The sequence below is a fragment of the Pseudomonas sp. MH9.3 genome (genome assembly GCF_034354675.1).
Lineage (GTDB): Bacteria > Pseudomonadota > Gammaproteobacteria > Pseudomonadales > Pseudomonadaceae > Aquipseudomonas.
This window is the reverse complement of the sequence record NZ_CP133785.1, coordinates 3182311-3202448: the sequence shown is the minus strand read 5'-3', so window position 1 is coordinate 3202448 and position 20138 is coordinate 3182311. Positions and strand designations below refer to the sequence as shown.

Annotated in this window: 15 protein-coding genes; 12 read left to right on the top strand and 3 right to left on the bottom strand. The window is 62.2% G+C overall.

All coding sequences use genetic code 11. The features are described from left to right. Positions 1 to 188 precede the first annotated feature (188 nt). The 6 genes from RHM60_RS14115 to RHM60_RS14090 all read left to right on the top strand — a co-directional run bounded on the left by RHM60_RS14115 (position 189) and on the right by RHM60_RS14090 (position 7944). Entirely contained in the window at positions 189 to 1166 is a 978-nt protein-coding gene (locus RHM60_RS14115) for a dipeptidase (protein ID WP_176996679.1), read from the top strand. 69 nt (positions 1167 to 1235) lie between these two features. Beyond that, entirely contained in the window at positions 1236 to 1766 is a 531-nt protein-coding gene (locus RHM60_RS14110; protein WP_209985709.1) for a DUF5943 domain-containing protein, read from the top strand. Positions 1767 to 1781: 15 nt separating this feature from the next. Then, on the top strand, positions 1782 to 3842 hold the full coding sequence (dgcA, locus tag RHM60_RS14105; protein ID WP_209985706.1) for a dimethylglycine demethylation protein DgcA: 2061 nt from the start codon (positions 1782 to 1784) through the stop codon (positions 3840 to 3842). A gap of 157 nt (positions 3843 to 3999) precedes the next feature. After that, positions 4000 to 5943, top strand: coding sequence for a dimethylglycine demethylation protein DgcB (gene dgcB, locus RHM60_RS14100; protein WP_322212089.1), 1944 nt, complete (start codon positions 4000 to 4002; stop codon positions 5941 to 5943). After that, positions 5943 to 7163 (top strand): electron transfer flavoprotein subunit alpha/FixB family protein, encoded by a 1221-nt coding sequence (locus RHM60_RS14095; RefSeq protein WP_209985699.1) that lies wholly within the window; start codon positions 5943 to 5945, stop codon positions 7161 to 7163. The genes dgcB and RHM60_RS14095 overlap by 1 nt, the downstream gene beginning before the upstream one ends. A 10-nt stretch (positions 7164 to 7173) precedes the next feature. Further along, a complete protein-coding gene (locus tag RHM60_RS14090) occupies positions 7174 to 7944 on the top strand; it encodes an electron transfer flavoprotein subunit beta (RefSeq protein ID WP_209985696.1) in 771 nt (256 codons plus the stop codon). 796 nt (positions 7945 to 8740) lie between these two features. Here the strand turns inward: RHM60_RS14090 and gbcA are convergent. Continuing rightward, positions 8741 to 10036: a glycine-betaine demethylase subunit GbcA gene (gbcA, locus tag RHM60_RS14085; protein WP_322212088.1), complete on the bottom strand. Its 1296-nt coding sequence runs from the start codon at positions 10034 to 10036 to the stop codon at positions 8741 to 8743. A 282-nt stretch (positions 10037 to 10318) separates the two neighbouring features. Here gbcA and gbcB point away from each other — a divergent pair, with 282 nt between their 5' ends. Beyond that, the gene (gbcB, locus tag RHM60_RS14080) at positions 10319 to 11419 is read left to right on the top strand and encodes a glycine-betaine demethylase subunit GbcB (protein ID WP_209985690.1); all 1101 of its coding nucleotides are present in this window, start codon (positions 10319 to 10321) and stop codon (positions 11417 to 11419) included. A 309-nt stretch (positions 11420 to 11728) separates the two neighbouring features. Here the strand turns inward: gbcB and RHM60_RS14075 are convergent, their stop codons facing one another. Together RHM60_RS14075 and RHM60_RS14070 are read right to left on the bottom strand one after the other, a co-directional pair. Further along, on the bottom strand, positions 11729 to 11932 hold the full coding sequence (locus RHM60_RS14075; RefSeq protein WP_416195149.1) for a hypothetical protein: 204 nt from the start codon (positions 11930 to 11932) through the stop codon (positions 11729 to 11731). A gap of 195 nt (positions 11933 to 12127) precedes the next feature. Beyond that, positions 12128 to 13168: a threonine aldolase family protein gene (locus RHM60_RS14070; protein WP_209985688.1), complete on the bottom strand. Its 1041-nt coding sequence runs from the start codon at positions 13166 to 13168 to the stop codon at positions 12128 to 12130. A gap of 90 nt (positions 13169 to 13258) precedes the next feature. Here RHM60_RS14070 and RHM60_RS14065 point away from each other — a divergent pair, with 90 nt between their 5' ends. The 5 genes from RHM60_RS14065 to RHM60_RS14045 all read left to right on the top strand — a co-directional run bounded on the left by RHM60_RS14065 (position 13259) and on the right by RHM60_RS14045 (position 20082). Next, a complete protein-coding gene (locus RHM60_RS14065) occupies positions 13259 to 13987 on the top strand; it encodes a TraX family protein (protein WP_209985685.1) in 729 nt (242 codons plus the stop codon). Between the two features lie 236 nt (positions 13988 to 14223). Next, on the top strand, positions 14224 to 15477 hold the full coding sequence (gene glyA / locus RHM60_RS14060) for a serine hydroxymethyltransferase (protein ID WP_209985682.1): 1254 nt from the start codon (positions 14224 to 14226) through the stop codon (positions 15475 to 15477). A 22-nt stretch (positions 15478 to 15499) separates the two neighbouring features. Then, complete coding sequence (locus RHM60_RS14055; RefSeq protein ID WP_209985679.1) at positions 15500 to 16750, top strand: sarcosine oxidase subunit beta; 1251 nt, start codon at positions 15500 to 15502, stop codon at positions 16748 to 16750. Between the two features lie 15 nt (positions 16751 to 16765). Then, the gene (locus RHM60_RS14050; protein WP_322212087.1) at positions 16766 to 17068 is read left to right on the top strand and encodes a sarcosine oxidase subunit delta; all 303 of its coding nucleotides are present in this window, start codon (positions 16766 to 16768) and stop codon (positions 17066 to 17068) included. Continuing rightward, positions 17065 to 20082 carry a sarcosine oxidase subunit alpha gene (locus RHM60_RS14045; RefSeq protein ID WP_322212086.1) on the top strand — a complete coding sequence of 1006 codons (3018 nt, stop codon included), beginning with the start codon at positions 17065 to 17067 and terminating at the stop codon, positions 20080 to 20082. The genes RHM60_RS14050 and RHM60_RS14045 overlap by 4 nt, the downstream gene beginning before the upstream one ends. The last annotated feature ends 56 nt before the right edge of the window (positions 20083 to 20138 follow it).

Below are 20138 nucleotides of genomic sequence, written 5' to 3'. Positions count from 1 at the left end.
TCTGGCTCAAGCGTAAGACAAAGAACAGCCGCCAGTCAGGCCTGTCTGTGCAGCCTTTGTCGCGGATTGACGCTTTCGGCAATTCCCCTGTCGTTTTTGCACCCGGTCCGTTCAGCCCCGGGGCATATGCTGGCCCCAAAGCGCCGGCAGACGATTCGGCGCATGAATCGCCAATAAGGGGACGCCTGATGAGCCCAGCCGAGTTGCACGCCGACAGCATCGTTATCGACGGTCTGATTATTGCCAAGTGGAACCGCGACCTGTTCGAAGACATGCGCAAAGGTGGCCTCACCGCCGCCAACTGCACGGTGTCGGTGTGGGAAGGCTTCCAGGCCACGATCAACAACATCGTTGCCAGCCAGACCCTGATCCGTGAGAACAGCGACCTGGTGATCCCGGTAAAAACCACCGCCGACATTCGCCGCGCGAAAGAGCTGGGCAAGACCGGCATCATCTTCGGCTTCCAGAACGCCCACGCTTTTGAAGACCAGTTGGGCTACGTCGAGATCTTCAAGCAGCTCGGCGTGGGTGTGGTGCAGATGTGCTACAACACCCAGAACCTGGTCGGCACCGGCTGCTACGAGCGCGACGGCGGCCTGTCCGGCTTTGGCCGTGAGGTCGTCGGTGAGATGAACCGCGTCGGCATCATGTGCGACCTCTCCCACGTTGGCTCCAAGACCAGCGAAGAAGTCATCCTCGAATCGAAAAAGCCGGTGTGCTACTCCCACTGCCTGCCGTCCGGCCTCAAAGAGCACCCGCGCAACAAGTCCGATGAAGAGCTCAAGTTCATTGCCGACCATGGCGGTTTTGTCGGCGTGACCATGTTCGCGCCATTCCTGGCCAAGGGCATCGATTCCACCATCGACGACTACGCCGAAGCCATCGAATACACCATGAACATCGTCGGCGAAGACGCCATCGGCATCGGCACCGACTTCACCCAGGGCCATGGCCAGGATTTCTTCGAAATGCTGACCCATGACAAGGGCTACGCCCGCCGCCTGACCAGCTTCGGCAAGATCATCAACCCGCTGGGCATCCGCACCGTGGGCGAATTCCCCAACCTCACCGAGACCCTGCTCAAGCGCGGCCACAGCGAACGCGTAGTGCGCAAGATCATGGGCGAAAACTGGGTCAACGTCTTGAAAGACGTCTGGGGCGAATAAGCCAACCTCTCTTTTCCTCCGGCATCCGCGCCGGGGGCATCCAAACGAATTTTCTGGAGTTAAGTTTCCATGGCCAAGATCGCCCCGCAATTGCCAATCGAAGTCGACAGCGAAACCGGTGTCTGGACCTCCGACGCCCTGCCGATGCTGTACGTGCCGCGCCATTTCTTCGTCAACAACCACATGGGCATCGAAGCAGTGCTGGGTGCCGACGCCTATGCCGACATCCTCTACAAGGCCGGCTACAAGTCCGCCTGGCACTGGTGTGAAAAGGAAGCCGAATGTCACGGCCTGGAAGGCGTCGCCGTGTTCGAGCACTACATGAAGCGCCTCTCGCAGCGCGGTTGGGGCCTGTTCAAGATCCAGGACATCGATCTGGACAAAGGCACCGCCAGCGTCAAGCTCGAACACTCGGCCTTCGTCTACGTGTACGGCAAGGTCGGGCGCAAGGTCGACTACATGTTCACTGGCTGGTTTGCCGGCGCCATGGACCAGATTCTGCAAGCCCGCGGCAGCCAGATCCGCACCGTCGCCGAACAAGTCTACGGAGGCTCCGAAGAGGGTCACGAAGATGGTTTGTTCACCGTCAAGCCGTTGTAAGCCGAGGACCGTGCCATGGCTTTCGAAGCAATGTTTGCGCCGATTCAGATCGGCAAACTGACCATCCGCAACCGCGTGCTCAGTACCGCCCACGCCGAGGTGTATGCCACCGACGGCGGCATGACCACCGACCGCTATGTGAAGTATTACGAAGAGAAAGCCAAGGGCGGTATCGGCCTGGCCATCTGCGGCGGCTCCTCGGTGGTGGCCATCGACAGCCCGCAGGAATGGTGGAGTTCGGTGAACCTGTCCACCGACCGCATCATCCCGCACTTCCAGAACCTGGCCGACGCCATGCACAAGCATGGCGCCAAGATCATGATCCAGATTACCCACATGGGCCGTCGCTCGCGCTGGGACGGTTTTAACTGGCCGACCCTGATGTCGCCGTCCGGGGTGCGTGAGCCGGTGCACCGCGCCACCTGCAAGACCATCGAGCCCGAAGAGATCTGGCGCGTGATCGGCAACTACGCCAGCGCCGCCAAACGCGCCAAGGCCGGTGGCCTGGACGGTGTGGAACTGTCCGCCGTGCACCAGCACATGATCGACCAGTTCTGGAGCCCGCGCGTCAACAAGCGTACTGACGAATGGGGCGGCACCTTCGAAGGCCGCATGAAGTTCGGCCTGGAAGTGCTCAAAGCCGTGCGCGCCGAGGTCGGTGACGACTTCTGCGTGGGCATGCGCCTGTGTGGTGACGAGTTCCACCCGGACGGCTTGTCCCACGAGGACATGAAGCAGATCGCCAAGTATTACGACGACACCGGCATGCTCGATTTTATCGGCGTGGTGGGCTCGGGGTGTGACACCCACAACACCCTGGCCAACGTGATCCCGAACATGAGCTACCCGCCGGAGCCGTTTCTGCACCTGGCCGCCGGTATCAAGGAAGTGGTCAAGGTTCCGGTGCTGCACGCGCAGAACATCAAGGACCCGAACCAGGCCACGCGCATCCTCGAAGGCGGCTACGTGGACATGGTCGGCATGACCCGTGCGCACATTGCCGACCCGCACCTGATCGCCAAGATCAAGATGGGCCAGATCGACCAGATCAAGCAGTGCGTCGGCGCCAACTACTGCATCGACCGCCAGTACCAGGGCCTGGACGTGCTGTGCATCCAGAACGCCGCGACCTCCCGTGAATACATGGGCGTGCCGCACATCATCGAGAAATCCACCGGACCGAAACGCAAGGTCGTTGTGGTCGGTGCCGGCCCGGCCGGGATGGAAGCTGCGCGCGTGGCGGCCGAACGTGGCCACGACGTGACCCTGTTCGAGAAGAAAGAGTTTATCGGCGGGCAAATCACCACCGCGTCCAAAGCGCCGCAGCGTGACCAGATTGCCGGGATCACCCGCTGGTTCCAACTGGAGCTGGCGCGCTTGAAAGTCGACCTGCGCCTGGGCGTAGCGGCGGACGCCGACACCATCCTCGACCTGCGCCCCGACGTGGTGGTGCTGGCCGTCGGCGGCCATCCGTTCATCGAGCAGAACGAACACTGGGGCGCCGCCGAAGGCCTGGTGGTGAGCAGCTGGGACGTGCTCGACGGCAAGGTTGCGCCGGGCAAGAACGTGCTGGTGTACGACACCATCTGCGAGTTCACCGGCATGTCGGTGGCGGACTTTCTGGCCGACAAGGGCTGCCAGGTGGAGATCGTCACCGACGACATCAAGCCGGGCGTGGCGATTGGCGGCACGTCGTTCCCCACCTACTACCGCAGCATGTACCCGAAAGAAGTGATCATGACCGGCGACATGATGCTGGAGAAGGTCTACCGCGAGGGCGACAAACTGGTGGCGGTGCTGGAGAACGAATACACCGGCGCCAAAGAGGAGCGGGTGGTGGACCAGGTGGTGGTCGAGAACGGCGTGCGTCCGGACGAGGCCATCTACTACGCCCTCAAGGAAGCCTCGCGCAACAAGGGCCAGATCGACGTCGAAGCCTTGTTCGCGATCAAGCCGCAGCCTTGTTTGAGCGAAGCGGGCGAGGGCTACTTGCTGTTCCGCATCGGTGACTGTGTGGCCCAGCGCAACACCCACGCCGCCATCTATGACGCCCTGCGCTTGTGCAAGGATTTCTGACCCGCACACGGTCGAAAAATGTGGGAGGGGGCTTGCCCCCGATAGCGGAGTGTCAGTTGATGCAGCTGTAGCTGACCCACTGCTATCGGGGGCAAGCCCCCTCCCACATTAAAGGCCAGTTTCACTTTAGATTTGTGTGGTCTTTTGGAGCTTCACCATGTTGAACACCTTGCTGCCTATTCTCCTGTTTGCCGCCCTGGGCCTCGCCGTCCTCGGCGCCCTGCGCCGGGCAAACATGTGGCGCCGTGGCCGCGCGTCCAAAGTCGACCTGCTGGGCGGCCTTTTGGCCATGCCCAAGCGCTACATGGTCGACCTGCACCACGTGGTCGCCCGCGACAAATACATCGCCAACACCCACGTCGCCACGGCGCTGGGCTTTGTGCTGTCGGCGCTGCTGGCGATCCTGGTGCATGGGTTCGGCCTGCAAAACCGTATCCTCGGCTACGCCTTGCTGCTGGCCTCGACCTTGATGTTTGTCGGCGCGATCTTCATGTACCTGCGCCGCCGCAACCCGCCCGCGCGCCTGTCGAAAGGCCCATGGATGCGCCTGCCGAAAAGCCTGCTGGCGTTCTCGGTGAGCTTCTTCCTGGTGACCTTGCCGGTCGCCGGCATTCTGCCCGCTGACTTTGGCGGCTGGCTGCTCGCTGCATTGCTGAGCGTGGGTGTGCTGTGGGGCGTGTGCGAAATGTTCTTCGGCATGACCTGGGGCGGCCCGATGAAGCACGCCTTCGCCGGGGCCCTGCACCTGGCTTGGCACCGCCGCGCCGAACGCTTCGGCGGCGGCCGCTCCACCGGCTTGAAACCGCTGGACCTGACGGACAAAAGCGCGCCCCTGGGCGTGGAAAAGCCCAAGGATTTCACCTGGAACCAACTGCTCGGTTTCGACGCCTGCGTGCAGTGCGGCAAGTGCGAAGCGGCGTGCCCGGCCTTTGCCGCCGGCCAGCCGCTGAACCCGAAAAAACTGATCCAGGACATGGTCGTCGGCCTGGCTGGCGGCACCGACGCAAAATTCGCTGGCAGCCCCTATCCGGGCAAACCCGTCGGCGAACACGGCGGCAACCCGCACCAGCCAATCGTCAACGGCCTGGTGGACGCCGAGACCCTGTGGTCATGCACCACCTGCCGCGCCTGCGTGGAAGAGTGCCCGATGATGATCGAGCACGTCGATGCCATCGTCGACATGCGCCGCCACCTCACCCTGGAAAGGGGCGCCACGCCGAACAAGGGCGCTGAAGTGCTGGAAAACCTGATCGCCACCGACAACCCCGGCGGCTTCGCCCCGGGCGGTCGCCTCAACTGGGCGGCGGATCTGAACCTGCCGTTGCTCAGCGAAAAGGCCAGCTGTGATGTGCTGTTCTGGGTCGGCGACGGCGCCTTCGACATGCGCAACCAGCGCACCCTGCGCGCCTTCGTCAAGGTGCTGAAGGCCGCCAGGGTGGACTTCGCCGTCCTCGGCCTGGAAGAACGCGACAGCGGCGATGTGGCCCGACGCCTGGGCGACGAAGCGACCTTCCAGCTGCTGGCGACCCGCAATATCCAGACCCTGGAGAAGTACTGCTTCAAACGCATCGTCACCTGCGACCCGCACAGTTTTCATGTACTCAAAAACGAATACGGCGCCTTCAACGGCAACTACCAGGTGCAGCATCACAGCACCTTCATGGCCGAACTGATCGACGCGGGCAAGCTGAACCTGGGCCAGCACAAGGGCAACAGCGTGACCTACCACGACCCTTGCTACCTGGGCCGCTACAACGGCGAGTACGAGGCGCCGCGTCAGGTACTGCGTGCGCTGGGCATCGAGGTCAAGGAGATGCAGCGCTCGGGCTTCCGTTCGCGCTGCTGCGGCGGCGGTGGCGGCGCGCCGATCACCGACATTCCCGGCAAGCAACGGATCCCGGACATGCGCATGGACGACATCCGTGAGACCGGCGCCGAACTGGTGGCCGTGGGCTGCCCGCAATGCACGGCAATGCTCGAAGGCGTGGTCGAACCGCGGCCGTTGATCAAGGACATCGCCGAGTTGGTGGCTGACGCGTTGCTGGAAGACGCTGCACCGGCCAAAGTCCCCTTAAAGCGTGAACCTGCGGAGGTGCAGTGATGAGCGACATTATCCGCCGCGACCCACGGGCCGAATGGATCGCCCGTAACCGTCTGCATCCCTTGCACGCGGCCATGCAGCCTGTGCAGCAGAGCTGGATGGGGCCCAACGGCGTCATGCGCAAGAACGTGCATGGCGTGGGCTTTATCGGCCCCAACGGCATCAAGCGCATCGACCGCAGCGGCGCCCAGCAGGGCGGCGCGGCCAAGCGTACGGCGGCAGTGGAAGTGCAGTTGCCGTTGCACCGGATTGCCGAGCCTGCGTTTTACATCAACGTGGTGCCGGACATGGTCGGCGGCCGCCTGAGCAGCCACGACCGCGATCTGTTGGGCCTGGCACGGCAACTGGCCGGCCACGACGGCGCGGTGCTGGCCGTGGTGTTTGGCGAGCACAAGGAAAGCGCATTCGCCACCGCTGGCGTCGACCGCCTGCTGGTGCTGGAGGGTCACGAATTCGACGGTTATTCACCGGAGCAACGGGTGCAGGGGCTGCGCGCTGTGGATAACCAGTTCAACCCACGCCACTGGTTGCTGCCCGACAGCCGCAGCGGCGGCGGTGAACTGGGCCGACGCTTTGCCGCCAGCCTCAAGGAACGTCCGGCCACGCGAGTGTGGCAAGTCAAGGACGAACAATGCATCGGCCGCGCCGGTGCCGGCCAGCAGGATGTGGCGCGGCCGTTGCCACGCCTGATCCTCGCCGCCGTCGAATGCGCCGAACCGGTCAGCGACACGCGCCATGAAGTATTGCCGGTGGAGTTATCCACAGCCCTGGCGCGCAGCCTGCCGCGTATCGAAGATTTGGGCGCGGTGGCGGTGGACCCGGCGGCGATTCCCATGGCCGAAGCCGAATTCATTTTCTCCGGCGGCAACGGGGTCAAGGACTGGGCACTGTTTCACCAGACTGCCGCCGCACTCGGCGCCACCGAAGGCGCATCACGGGTGGCGGTGGACGACGGCTTCATGGCGCGTGACCGTCAGGTCGGCGCCAGCGGCACCTGGGTCACGGCGCGGGTGTACGTGGCCGTGGGCATTTCCGGGGCGATCCAGCACCTGCAAGGCATCGGTGCCTGCGACAAGGTGGTGGCGATCAACCTCGACCCGGGTTGCGACATGATCAAGCGGGCCGACCTGTCGGTGATCGGTGAAAGTGCCGCGATTCTGCAAGCCTTGATCGCTGCGGTCGAGGCCCACCGCCACGGCGCCAAGCGCGACGCGGCTTGAGGACATGAGCATGACAACCAATGTAATCAGCCTGGTGTCCATCGGCGCCCATCCCACCTCCGGGCGCGCGCGCCGTGCAGAGCAGGACGCACGCGCTGTCGAGCTGGGCCTGCAAATGGCTGGGGATAAGTTGCAGGTGCTGCACGCCGGCAACATCAATGAGCCCACCTTGCGCAGCTACCTGGGCATGGGCCTGCCGCAACTGCACGTGCTGGAACAACCGAGCGGCGCCGATGCGCTGCCGGTGCTCGGCGATTATCTGCGCGAGGCCGGCGCCCAGGTGGTGCTCACCGGCAGCCAGGCCGAAACCGGTGAAGGCTCGGGCATGCTGCCGTTTTTGCTCGCTGAACACCTGGGCTGGCCGCTGATTGTGGGGCTGGCGCAAGTGGAATCCATCGACGGCGGCGTGGCCCATGTGTTGCAGGCGTTGCCCCGTGGTCAGCGGCGGCGCCTGAAGGTGCGCCTGCCGTTTCTGGCAACTGTGGATAACGCCGCGCCCAAGCCCCGGCAGAGCGCGTACGGCCCGGCGCAACGCGGCGAATTGGCGGCCCATGAGGTTGAAGTCGAAGAAGACGAGTTATTCACAGGCGCCTCGCTGCAACCGGCCAAGCCTCGGCCCAAGCGCCTCAAGGTGATCAAAGCCAAGAGCGGCGCCGACCGCATGAAAGCCGCCACGGCCAAGGCCAGCGGCGGCGGTGGCCAAGTGCTCAAGGGCGTCAGCGCCGAAGAGGGCGCCCAGGCCATTCTCAAGTTGCTCATAGAAGAAGGCGTCGTACGCTGAACCCTGTGTGGGAGGGGCAAGCCCTCCCACCGTTATTTTTGTGATGACGGGGTGCTTACCCACAATCCCTGTTGACCCGTCTGTGGATAACCTGTTCGCGCATGTCCACACCCCTTGTAAATCAGGCCCTGAAGCCTGTCGTACGAAAAATAACCAGGCTAACCTGCGGTTTTTATTGGGTTTTTCCGTTGAGAAAGTTCTGAACTTGCCCCCAAAGTCTGTTGGCGCTTCTGTGGATAAGATGTTCGCTATCGGCTGCAGGCCTTATAAAACGTGGGCTGCGCCGCTCTGATCAAATTCTGATCAATGTCGCCTTTTCAGCGGCCAAAAACCCCTGGATACCCCGGTTTATGAAGCGTTGACATGGTTTTCCACAGCGCTTGCAAAGTTGCCCCCAAAGTCTGTTGGTGCTTCTGTGGATAAGGTGTTCGCGCACCGCTACAGCCCTTGCAGATCGCGGCTTTGATGGGGTTGATCAATAAGTGATCAGTGCGGGATAAAACTGCGTCAACTGAATAAGTCACGGATTTTCTTGATTTAATTTCAGCTGAACGATGCAGTTGCCCACAATTGCTGTGGGTGGCTTTGTGGATAAGTTGTTGGGTAAAGGCTGGAGGGCAGGGCGATAGAGGGTTTGAAGGGGGCTGAGCATTTTTTGAACACTGATGATATCCAATGTGAGAGCGGGCTTGCCTGCGATGGCATCACCCCGGTGCCGCCGAGGCAGCGAGGTGTCCGCATCGCAGGCAAGCCCGCTCCCACAAAAGTCCCACCTTTCTGATCTGTGGGGTATCAGTTACTCGTGTGCAGCCACACCTTTGAGATAAGGCGCTGGCGCCGCACCCAGGTTATTGAGCAACCGCTCGCTGTACCAGTCCACGAAGTTCACCACGCCAAACTCATAGGTCTTGGAGTACGGACCCGGCTGGTAGGCCGTGGAGTTGATCCCGCGCTGGTTCTCTTCGGCCAGGCGACGGTCCTGGTCGTTGGTGGCGTCCCACACCTGGCGCATGCGGTCGACGTCGTAGTCCACGCCTTCCACGGCGTCCTTGTGCACGATCCACTTGGTGGTGACCATGGTTTCCTCGGCGCTGATCGGCCACACGGTGAACACGATGATGTGGTCGCCCATGCAGTGGTTCCAGGAGTGGGGCAGGTGCAGGATGCGCATCGAGCCCAGGTCCGGGTTCTTGATGCGACCCATCAGTTTGGCGCAGCCCTGTTTGCCATCCAACGTCATCGACACAGTGCCCTTGAGCAGCGGCATGCGCACAATGCGGTTGCGCAGGCCGAAGCTGGCGTGGGCGTAAGGGATCTTCTCGGCGTCCCAGGCGGCGGCCGAGGCGGCGACGTGGTCCTTGAAGGCCTGGTCGGCCCGTGGGTCGGTGACGTCGTCCCATTCCAGCAGGGTTTTCAGCAGTTCCGGGTGCGACGCGTTGCAGTGGTAGCACTCGCGGTTGTTTTCCAGCACCAGTTTCCAGTTGGCTTTTTCGAACAAGGTGGTCTGGATCGCCACCTTGGTGTTTTCCATGTCGTAGGGTTCCATGTAGTGGTTCAGTGTCGACAGGAAATCATCGATGGCTGGCGGGTTTTCCGCCAGGCTGATGAAGATGTAGCCGCCGGCAGTCTTCACGTTCACCGGCTTCAAGCCGTACTGCTTCATGTCGAAATCGGTGCCCATCTCGGTGCCGGCGAACAGCAGGCGGCCATCGAGCTCGTAGGTCCACTGGTGGTAGTGGCAGACCAGCTTGGCGACCTTGCCCTTGTCGCTGGTGCACAGGCGCGAGCCACGGTGCCGGCACACGTTGTGGAACGCATGCACCACGCCTTCGGCGCCACGGATCACGATGATCGGGTTCTTGCCGATCTGCAGGGTCAGGTAGTTGCCCTTGGCAGGGATTTCGCAGGTCATGCCGGCGATCAACCACTCTTTCTGGAAGATTTCCTGCATGTCGATATCAAACAGCCGCTCGTCAGAGTAGAACGGCTGCGGCAGGGAAAAGGTGCGCTCACGCTCTTGCAGCATTTGCGCGGTGGCCTTGCGTGCGGGTTCCAGCGGATCGCCCAAGCTTAAGGTTGCGGTGACGTCCATCGTGTGTGTCCTCAAGGCCATTCTGTGTGGCCGGTGAAAGTGGCTACGGTTGTTGCAATGCAAGGCGTAAAGAAAGTGTCTTGTTGGGCGTGAGTGTGGGGCCGGCGTTGCGACGAACCTTATCCATGGGCGACATGGCGCAATCTGATCCCGACGCGCAACCCCCTGTCATTGGGGGCTGGTCGCCGTAAGTATGTGAATGTCGCAGATAGGTAAGTGGGTGGTTCCGGCGTTACGCAGAATCGCCACCATCAGGCCGACCTACGGCTACGGAGAATAAGCATGTCCAACAATTTCCTGAATCCGGTAACGACACAGACCTGGGCCAATGGTCGGCACATCGTCCGTTGCGTCAAAGTCATCCAGGAAACCTGGGACGTGCGCACCTTCTGCTTCATGGCCGACCAGCCGATTCTGTTCTTTTTCAAGCCGGGGCAGTTCGTCACGCTGGAGCTGGAAATCGAAGGCCAGCCGATCATGCGTTCCTACACCATTTCCAGTTCGCCGTCGGTGCCCTACAGTTTTTCGGTGACCATCAAGCGCGTACCGGGCGGCCGGGTGTCCAACTGGCTGCACGATACCCTGCATGAAGGGCAGGAGCTGGCGGTGCACGGGCCGGTTGGTCTGTTCAACGCCATCGACTTTCCCAGCCCCAAAGTGCTGTACCTGAGCGGCGGGGTCGGCATCACGCCGGTGATGTCCATGGCGCGCTGGTTCTACGACACCAATGCCAATGTCGACATGACCTTTGTCCACAGCGCCCGCTCGCCCAAGGACATCATCTACCACCGCGAGCTGGAGCACATGGCGTCGCGGATCGATAACTTCAGTCTGCACCTGATCTGCGAGAAACATGGCCTTGGCGAACCCTGGGCGGGTTATCGCGGCTACCTGAACCACAAGATGCTCGAACTGATGGTGCCGGACTTCCTCGAACGTGAAGTGTTCTGCTGCGGCCCCACGCCGTACATGAGCGCGGTGAAGCGCCTGCTGGAAACGGCCGGGTTCGACATGGCGCGGTATCACGAAGAATCCTTCGGCGCCACGCCACCGGAAGCCCGCGCCGACGCGGTGGAGCAGGCCGAACAGGCTGCCGACGCTCCGGAAGTCGACCTGGCCGACCTGCATCAAGTGGAGTTCATCGCCTCGGGCAAGAGCATCCGCGTGGCCCCCGGCGAAACCGTGCATGCGGCCGCCGCCAAGCTGGGCCTGCTGATTCCGAAGGCCTGCGGCATGGGCATCTGTGGCACGTGCAAAGTGATGAAGCTGGGCGGGGAGGTCGAGATGGAGCACAACGGCGGGATCACCGAAGAAGACGAAGCCGAGGGTTACATCCTGTCGTGCTGCAGCGTGCCGAAGGGCGATGTGCGTATCGAGTTCTGATTTCCCGGGGACGCACTGTTCAAATGTGCAAGGGGGCAAGCCCTAATGCCGTTCAGTTAAGGAAAATGTGTGGGCTTATTGTGGCGAGCGGGCTTGCCCCGCGTTGGGGTGCGAAGCGCCCCCAATCGAGCAAAACGCGGTGTACCTGATACGGCTCAGCGCCTGGCTTTGGGGCTGCTGCGCAGCCCAACGCAGGACAAGCCTGCTCGCCACAGGGAATCTGCGCTTAACTGAACGGCATTAGGGCTTGCCCCCTCCAACACAAGAACTGCGCCGGGGTGGATGAGTCCCCGGCGCTGCCCCTGATCGTTATCGGGTATAGATGTGGATGGCGAACTGATCACCTGAAGGTGTCAGTTCGAACACTTTTCCGGTAATGGTCAAGGTCCTGGAAGGCTCCCTGATGGTGTCACCGACGTTCGCCAGTTTCCTGAAGTCGTCCCAACCTATGTAGGTTGGCGCAAGAGTGCCGAATTGTTTTGCGTTCATTGTGTAGCGTGCAGCGTCTTCCATGGTGTAGCCCTCTATTGGATTTCCGTTTCCTGCCGATTCATTCGGCGGGCGGTCAGCCCCGGAAAGTGGCAGACCGGTCTGCGTTTTCCTTCCGGGTTCCAAGAGGCTAGTCAATGATTTTGATACCGTGGGCTGTCGGAAATACCATAAAACAACCTCGGCAATCGGCCAGTACCCACTCGCCGATTTCCTGCGTCAGGCGTTCATCACTTCCCTGATATCAGCAGCCAATTCCCTTACACGCTCTTCCTCGGTATCCCACGCACACATGAACCGCGCGCCGCCTTTGCCAATGAAGGTATAGAACCGCCAGCCCTTGGCCGTGAGCGCCGCAATCGCCGGTTCCGAGAGTTGCAGGAACACGCCGTTGGCCTGTACCGGGAACATCAACTCCACGCCGGGAATATCCGCCACCAGGCTGCTCAGCAATTGCGCACAGTGGTTGGCGTGGCGGGCGTGCTTGAGCCACGCGTCGTTTTCCAGCAGGCCCACCCACGGCGCGGAGAGAAAGCGCATTTTCGATGCCAGCTGGCCCGCCTGTTTGCAGCGGTAGTCGAAGTCTTCGGCCAGCGCGTGGTTGAAGAACAGGATCGCTTCACCCACCGCCATGCCGTTTTTGGTGCCGCCAAAGCACAGCACGTCCACCCCGGCCTTCCAGGTAAGGTCCGCCGGCGAGCAGCCGAGGAAAGCGCACGCGTTGGCGAAGCGCGCGCCGTCCATGTGCAGGTTCAGGCCCAGTTCCTTGCAGGTGACGCTGATGGCACGGATTTCTTCGGGGGTGTACACACTGCCCACTTCAGTGGCTTGGGTCAGCGTGACCACGCGCGGCTTGGGGTAGTGAATGTCCTGGCGCTTGAGGGCGATCTCGCGGATCGAGTCCGGGGTCAGCTTGCCGTTTTCGGTGCGTGCGGTGAGCAGCTTGGAGCCGTTGGAGAAAAACTCCGGCGCGCCGCATTCGTCGGTTTCGACGTGGGCGGTTTCCGAGCAAATCACGCTATGGTAGCTCTGGCACAGGGACGACAGCGCCAGCGAGTTGGCGGCGGTGCCGTTGAACGCGAAAAACACTTCGCAGTCGGTTTCGAACAGGTTGCGGAAACCGTCGGCGGCGCGATGGGTCCATTCATCATCACCGTAGGCGCGCTGATGGCCCTGGTTGGCTTGTTCCATGGCGGCCCAGGCTTCCGGGCAGATGCCGGAATAGTTGTCGCTGGCAAATTGTTGGCTCTTGTCGGTCATGGCCCGTTCCTGTGGTCGATGTTGGTGCGCACTGTACCCAACATCGGCCGGGGTGCGCACGCGCTGTAAATGCAAAGTCAGTGGAGAATTATGCACGGTACTCACACTACGCCTGTCGGACGAGTCCGTGATGGCGCCCTGGATCTGCTCAAGTGGCTGGCGCTGCTGAGCATGGTGCTCGATCACCTGCGCTACGTCGGTGTGAGCCTGGATGGGCTGTATGTGCCGGGACGCCTGGCGTTCCCGTGGTTTTGCCTGGCGATTGCGGCGAACCTGCACCGTACGCGCAACGCTGTGGTGACCGGCCACTGGCGTTATCTGGGCTGGCTGCTGCTGTTCAGCGTGATCAGCGAAGTGCCGTATCGGATGTTTATCGACGATGCCGATACCTTGAACGTGCTGCCCACCCTCGCGCTGGGTCTGCTGGTTGCCCGAGGATGGCAGCAGAAGGCGTTTTTTGATCGAGGACTGGCGTTGATCGCGCTCGCGTCAGGTGCTGTGTTTTCCCCATATTTGATGTTCGGGGTATTCGGTGTATTGCTGCCGCTGGCGATGCTGCTGGTGTTTCGCCGGCCATGGTATTTCAGTGTGTTGCCGGGTTTGGTCTGTGTGGCGGCTAATCAATGGCAGATTTTGCTCAATAGCGGCTCAATCGTGGCGCTGACCGGGCTGGCTGCGTGCCTGATTGCGCCATTGGCCGGATTGGTCTTGTTGCGACATGTCAAAAATGTCTCGCCGCCGGCCATGCGTCGCTGGGCATATGCTTTGTATCCGGCGCATTTTCTGCTGCTTTTCCTCCTTCGCAAGATCATCGCCTAACCCCTGTGGGAGCTGGCTTGCCTGCGATGCAGACACCTCGGAGCGTCAGTTGCACCGCAGCGATGCCATCGCAGGCAAGCCAGCTCCCACAGAGGCCTCTGCACAATATTCAGGCGATGTCGTAAACGCACCTTTGCGTGGCGTCCGTAGGCATTTGACCTGCACGCCCCAGCCCTACCATCGCATCAAAGGGCCCTGCACGGGCCTCAACAATACGAAAGGCTGGGAGAGACGCGATGTTCAGCAAACAAGACCAGATCCAGGGATATGACGACGCACTGTTGGCGGCGATGAATGCCGAGGAGCAGCGTCAGGAAGATCATATCGAGCTGATCGCGTCGGAGAACTACACCAGCAAACGTGTGATGCAGGCGCAAGGCAGCGGCCTCACCAACAAATACGCCGAAGGCTACCCGGGCAAGCGCTACTACGGTGGCTGCGAGCATGTGGACAAGGTCGAAGCCCTGGCCATCGAGCGTGCCAAGCAATTGTTTGGCGCCGATTACGCCAACGTGCAGCCGCACTCCGGTTCGTCGGCCAACAGCGCGGTGTACCTGGCGCTGATCAACGCTGGCGACACCATCCTGGGCATGAGCCTGGCCCACGGCGGTCACCTGACCCACGGCGCCAAAGTGTCGTCCTCGGGCAAACTGTACAACGCGGTGCAATACGGCATTAACACCGACACCGGGCTGATCGACTACGACGAAGTCGAGCGCCTGGCCGTCGAGCACAAGCCGAAGATGGTCGTGGCCGGTTTCTCCGCCTACTCCAAGACTCTGGATTTCCCGCGCTTTCGTGCGATTGCCGACAAGGTGGGCGCGCTGCTGTTCGTCGACATGGCCCACGTCGCCGGCCTGGTTGCCGCTGGCCTGTACCCGAACCCGCTGCCCTACGCCGACGTGGTCACCACCACCACCCACAAGACCCTGCGCGGTCCGCGTGGCGGTTTGATTCTGGCCAAGGCCAACGAAGCCATCGAGAAAAAACTCAACTCCGCCGTGTTCCCCGGTGCCCAGGGTGGCCCGCTGATGCACGTGATCGCCGGCAAGGCCGTGTGCTTCAAGGAAGCGGCTGAGCCTGGCTTCAAGGTTTACCAGCAACAGGTGATCGACAACGCCCAGGCGATGGCCGAAGTGTTTATCAAGCGTGGCTACGATGTGGTCTCCGGCGGCACCGACAACCACTTGTTCCTGGTCAGCCTGATCCGCCAGGGCCTCACCGGCAAAGACGCCGACGCCGCCCTGGGGCGCGCCCACATCACCGTCAACAAGAACGCCGTGCCGAACGACCCGCAGTCGCCGTTCGTGACCTCGGGCCTGCGCATCGGCACCCCGGCGGTGACCACGCGCGGTTTCAAAGTGGCGCAGTGCGTCGAACTGGCCGGCTGGATCTGCGACATCCTCGACAACCTCGGCGATGCCGACGTCGAGGCCAACGTGGCCAAGCACGTGTCTGCCCTGTGCGCTGATTTCCCGGTTTATCGCTGAGCGCGGTTTTGGAGTAATGACTATGCAACGCTACTCGGGCTTCGGCCTCTTCAAGCACTCCCTCAGCCATCACGAAAACTGGCAGAAGATGTGGCGCACGCCGACCCCGAAGAAGGTCTACGACGTGGTCATCGTCGGCGGCGGCGGGCATGGTCTGGCGACCGCCTACTACCTGGCCAAGGAGCACGGCATCACCAACGTGGCCGTGGTCGAGAAGGGCTGGCTGGGCGGCGGTAACACCGCGCGCAACACCACCATCGTGCGTTCCAACTACCTGTGGGATGAGTCGGCGCACCTGTACGAGCACGCGATGAAACTGTGGGAAGGCCTGTCCCAGGACCTCAACTACAACGTGATGTTCTCCCAGCGTGGCGTCTACAACCTGTGCCACACCCTGCAGGACATCCGTGATTCCGAACGCCGCGTGAGCGCCAACCGCCTCAACGGCGTCGACGGCGAACTGCTCAACGCCAAACAGGTTGCCGACGAGATCCCGTACCTCGATTGCTCGAAGAACACTCGCTACCCAGTGCTGGGCGCCACCGTGCAACGTCGCGGCGGCGTGGCCCGTCACGATGCCGTGGCCTGGGGCTTCGCCCGCGCGGCTGACGCACTGGGCGTGGACTTGATCCAGCAGACCGAAGTGATCGGTTTTCGCAAGGAAAACGGCGTGTGCATCGGCGTGGAAACCAACAAGGGCTTTATCGGCGCCAAGCGCGTCGGTGTGGTCACCGCCGGTAACTCGGGCCACATGGCCGGGCTTGCGGGCTTCCGTCTGCCAATCGAATCCCACCCGCTGCAAGCGTTGGTGTCGGAGCCAATCAAGCCGATTATCGACAGCGTGATCATGTCCAACGCCGTGCACGGCTACATCAGCCAGTCCGACAAGGGCGACCTGGTGATCGGCGCCGGTATCGACGGCTACAACGGCTACGGCCAGCGCGGCTCGTACCCGGTGATCGAACACACCATCCAGGCCATCGTCGAGATGTTCCCGGTGCTCTCGCGCGTACGCATGAACCGGCAGTGGGGCGGCATCGTCGACACCACGCCGGACGCGTGCCCGATCATTTCCAAGACTCCAGTACCGAACATGTTCTTCAACTGCGGTTGGGGCACCGGTGGCTTCAAGGCTACGCCGGGCTCAGGCAACGTGTTTGCCGCCAGCCTCGCCAAGGGTGAAATGCACCCATTGGCCGCGCCTTTCTCCATCGACCGTTTCCACAACGGTGCGCTGATCGACGAACACGGCGCTGCGGCCGTCGCCCACTAACAGGAGAACCACCTTATGTTGCATATCTTCTGTCCTCACTGTGGCGAACTGCGCTCCGAAGAGGAATTCCACGCGTCCGGCCAAGCGCACATCCCGCGCCCGCTGGACCCGAATGCCTGCACCGATGCCGAGTGGGGCGACTACATGTTCTTCCGCGACAACCCCCGTGGTCTGCACCACGAACTGTGGATTCACGCCGCCGGTTGCCGTCAGTACTTCAACGCCACCCGCGACACCGTGACCTACGAAATCCTTGAAACCTACAAGATCGGTGAGCAGCCACAATTCACCGCCAAGGCCTCTGGAGAGAAGTTATGAGCCAGATCAATCGCCTGTCCAACGGTGGCCGCATCGACCGCAACAAGGTCCTGACGTTTACCTTCAACGGCCAGAGCTACAAGGGCTTTGAAGGCGACACCCTGGCCGCCGCCCTGCTGGCCAACGGCGTCGACATCATCGGCCGCAGCTTCAAGTACTCGCGCCCGCGCGGCATTTTTGCCGCCGGCGCCGAAGAGCCGAACGCGGTGCTGCAGATCGGCGCCACCGAAGCCACGCAAATCCCCAACGTGCGCGCCACGCAACAGGCGCTGTATCAGGGTTTGGTCGCCACCAGCACCAACGGCTGGCCGAGCGTGAACAACGACATGATGGGTATTCTCGGCAAGGTCGGCGGCAAGTTGATGCCGCCGGGCTTCTACTACAAAACCTTCATGTACCCGCAATCGTTCTGGATGACCTACGAGAAGTACATCCGCAAGGCTGCCGGCCTTGGCCGCTCGCCGACCGAGAACGACCCGGACACCTACGACAATTTCAACCGTCACTGCGACGTGCTGATCGTGGGCGCAGGCCCTGCCGGCCTCGCCGCGGCACTGGCGGCTGCACGCAGCGGTGCCCGTGTGATCATCGCCGATGAGCAGGAAGAATTCGGCGGCTCGTTGCTCGATTCGCGCGAAAGCCTCGACGGCAAGCCGGCCACCGAGTGGGTCGCCAGCGTGATCGCAGAACTCAAGGCTCTGCCGGACGTGGTGCTGCTGCCCCGCGCCACGGTCAACGGCTACCACGACCATAACTTCCTGACCATTCACGAACGCCTCACCGATCACCTCGGTGACCGTGCGCCAATTGGCGTGGTGCGTCAGCGTATCCACCGGGTGCGCGCCAAGCGCGTCGTGCTGGCGACTGGTGCGTGCGAGCGTCCGCTGGTGTACGGCAACAACGACGTGCCGGGCAATATGCTCGCCGGTGCGGTGTCGACCTACGTGCGCCGCTACGGCGTGGCGCCGGGCAAGAAACTGGTGCTGTCGACCAACAACGATCATGCCTACCGCGTGGCGCTGGACTGGTTCGACGCCGGGCTGCAAGTGGTGGCCGTGGCCGATGCGCGCCACAACCCACGCGGCGCGCTGGTGGAAGAAGCCCGCGCCAAGGGCATTCGCATTCTCACCGGCAGTGCCGTGATCGAGGCCCGTGGCAGCAAGCACGTCACCGCTGCCCGCGTGGCGGCAATCGATGTGAAAGCCCATAAAGTCAGCAGCCCCGGCGAATGGCTGGACTGCGATCTGCTCGCCAGCTCCGGCGGTTACAGCCCGGTGGTGCACCTGGCCTCGCACCTGGGCGGCAAGCCGACCTGGCGCGAAGATATTCTCGGTTTCGTGCCGGGCGAAGCGCCGCAGAAACGCGTGTGCGTCGGCGGTATCAACGGCGTTTATGGCCTTGGTGATTCGTTGGCCGACGGTTTTGAAGGCGGCGTGCGCGCGGCCAGCGAAGCCGGGTTTGCGCCGGTGGAAGGCACGCTGCCAAAAGCCTTGAGCCGTCTGGAAGAACCGACTCTGGCGCTGTTCCAGGTACCCCACGACAAAGTCACTGCACGGGCCCCCAAGCAATTTGTCGACCTGCAAAACGACGTCACCGCCGCCGCCATCGAACTGGCGACCCGCGAGGGTTTCGAGTCGGTCGAGCACGTCAAGCGCTACACCGCACTGGGCTTCGGCACCGACCAGGGCAAGCTGGGTAACGTCAACGGCCTGGCGATTGCCGCGCGCTCGCTGAACGTGACCATCCCGCAGATGGGCACCACCATGTTCCGTCCCAACTACACGCCGGTCACCTTCGGCGCGATAGCGGGCCGCCATTGTGGGCACATCTTCGAACCGGTGCGTTACACCGCGCTGCAAGCCTGGCACGTGAAGAACGGCGCCGAGTTTGAAGATGTCGGCCAGTGGAAACGCCCGTGGTACTTCCCGCGCAACGGTGAAGACCTGCACGCGGCGGTGAAGCGCGAATGCCTGGCCGTGCGCGACAGCGTCGGCCTGCTGGACGCGTCCACCCTCGGCAAGATCGACATTCAAGGCCCGGATGCCCGCGAGTTCCTCAACCGCATCTACACCAATGCGTGGACCAAGCTCGACGTGGGCAAGGCGCGCTATGGCCTGATGTGCAAGGAAGACGGCATGGTCTTCGACGATGGTGTGACGGCCTGCCTCGCCGATAACCACTTCCTGATGACCACCACCACCGGCGGCGCGGCGCGTGTTCTTCAGTGGCTGGAAATCTACCAACAGACCGAATGGCCGGACCTCAAGGTGTACTTCACCTCGGTCACCGACCACTGGGCGACCATGACCCTGTCGGGCCCCAACAGCCGCAAGCTGCTGAGTGAGGTGACCGATATCGACCTGGACAAGGACGGCTTCCCGTTCATGACCTGGAAGGAAGGCCTGGTCGGCGGCGTACCGGCGCGGGTGTTCCGCATCTCGTTTACCGGTGAGCTGTCGTATGAAGTCAACGTGCAGGCCGACTACGCCATGGGCGTGCTGGAGAAAATCGTCGAGGCCGGCAAACAGTACAACCTGACCCCGTACGGCACCGAAACCATGCACGTACTGCGGGCCGAGAAGGGCTTCATCATCGTCGGCCAGGACACTGACGGCTCGATGACCCCGGACGACCTCAACATGGGCTGGTGCGTAGGCCGCACCAAGCCGTTCTCGTGGATCGGCTGGCGTGGCATGAACCGTGAAGACTGCGTGCGTGAAGAGCGCAAGCAACTGGTGGGCTTGAAGCCGATCGATCCGAATGTGTGGCTGCCCGAAGGCGCGCAGCTTGTGCTGGATGCCAAGCAGGCGATTCCGATGAAGATGGTCGGCCACGTCACTTCCAGCTATGCGCACAACTCCCTGGGTTATTCGTTTGCCATGGGTGTGGTCAAGGGCGGCTTGAAGCGCATCGGCGAGCGGGTGTTCTCGCCGCAGGCGGATGGCAGCGTGATCGAGGCGGAGATTGTGTCCTCGGTGTTCTTTGATCCTAAGGGTGACCGGCAGAACATTTGAGTCGCCTGCATCGGGGGCAAGCCCCCTCCCACATTTTGAAATGCATTCCCCTGTGG

Coding starts and splice junctions, on each gene's coding strand:
- RHM60_RS14065 (WP_209985685.1), top strand. CDS start 13,259: ATGCACGGTACTCACACTACGCCTGTCGGACGAGTCCGTGATGGCGCC.
- RHM60_RS14095 (WP_209985699.1), top strand. CDS start 5,943: ATGAGCGACATTATCCGCCGCGACCCACGGGCCGAATGGATCGCCCGT.
- gbcA (WP_322212088.1), bottom strand. CDS start 10,036: ATGGACGTCACCGCAACCTTAAGCTTGGGCGATCCGCTGGAACCCGCA.
- dgcB (WP_322212089.1), top strand. CDS start 4,000: ATGTTGAACACCTTGCTGCCTATTCTCCTGTTTGCCGCCCTGGGCCTC.
- dgcA (WP_209985706.1), top strand. CDS start 1,782: ATGGCTTTCGAAGCAATGTTTGCGCCGATTCAGATCGGCAAACTGACC.
- glyA (WP_209985682.1), top strand. CDS start 14,224: ATGTTCAGCAAACAAGACCAGATCCAGGGATATGACGACGCACTGTTG.
- RHM60_RS14045 (WP_322212086.1), top strand. CDS start 17,065: ATGAGCCAGATCAATCGCCTGTCCAACGGTGGCCGCATCGACCGCAAC.
- gbcB (WP_209985690.1), top strand. CDS start 10,319: ATGTCCAACAATTTCCTGAATCCGGTAACGACACAGACCTGGGCCAAT.
- RHM60_RS14090 (WP_209985696.1), top strand. CDS start 7,174: ATGACAACCAATGTAATCAGCCTGGTGTCCATCGGCGCCCATCCCACC.
- RHM60_RS14050 (WP_322212087.1), top strand. CDS start 16,766: ATGTTGCATATCTTCTGTCCTCACTGTGGCGAACTGCGCTCCGAAGAG.
- RHM60_RS14055 (WP_209985679.1), top strand. CDS start 15,500: ATGCAACGCTACTCGGGCTTCGGCCTCTTCAAGCACTCCCTCAGCCAT.
- RHM60_RS14070 (WP_209985688.1), bottom strand. CDS start 13,168: ATGACCGACAAGAGCCAACAATTTGCCAGCGACAACTATTCCGGCATC.
- RHM60_RS14110 (WP_209985709.1), top strand. CDS start 1,236: ATGGCCAAGATCGCCCCGCAATTGCCAATCGAAGTCGACAGCGAAACC.
- RHM60_RS14115 (WP_176996679.1), top strand. CDS start 189: ATGAGCCCAGCCGAGTTGCACGCCGACAGCATCGTTATCGACGGTCTG.
- RHM60_RS14075 (WP_416195149.1), bottom strand. CDS start 11,932: ATGGAAGACGCTGCACGCTACACAATGAACGCAAAACAATTCGGCACT.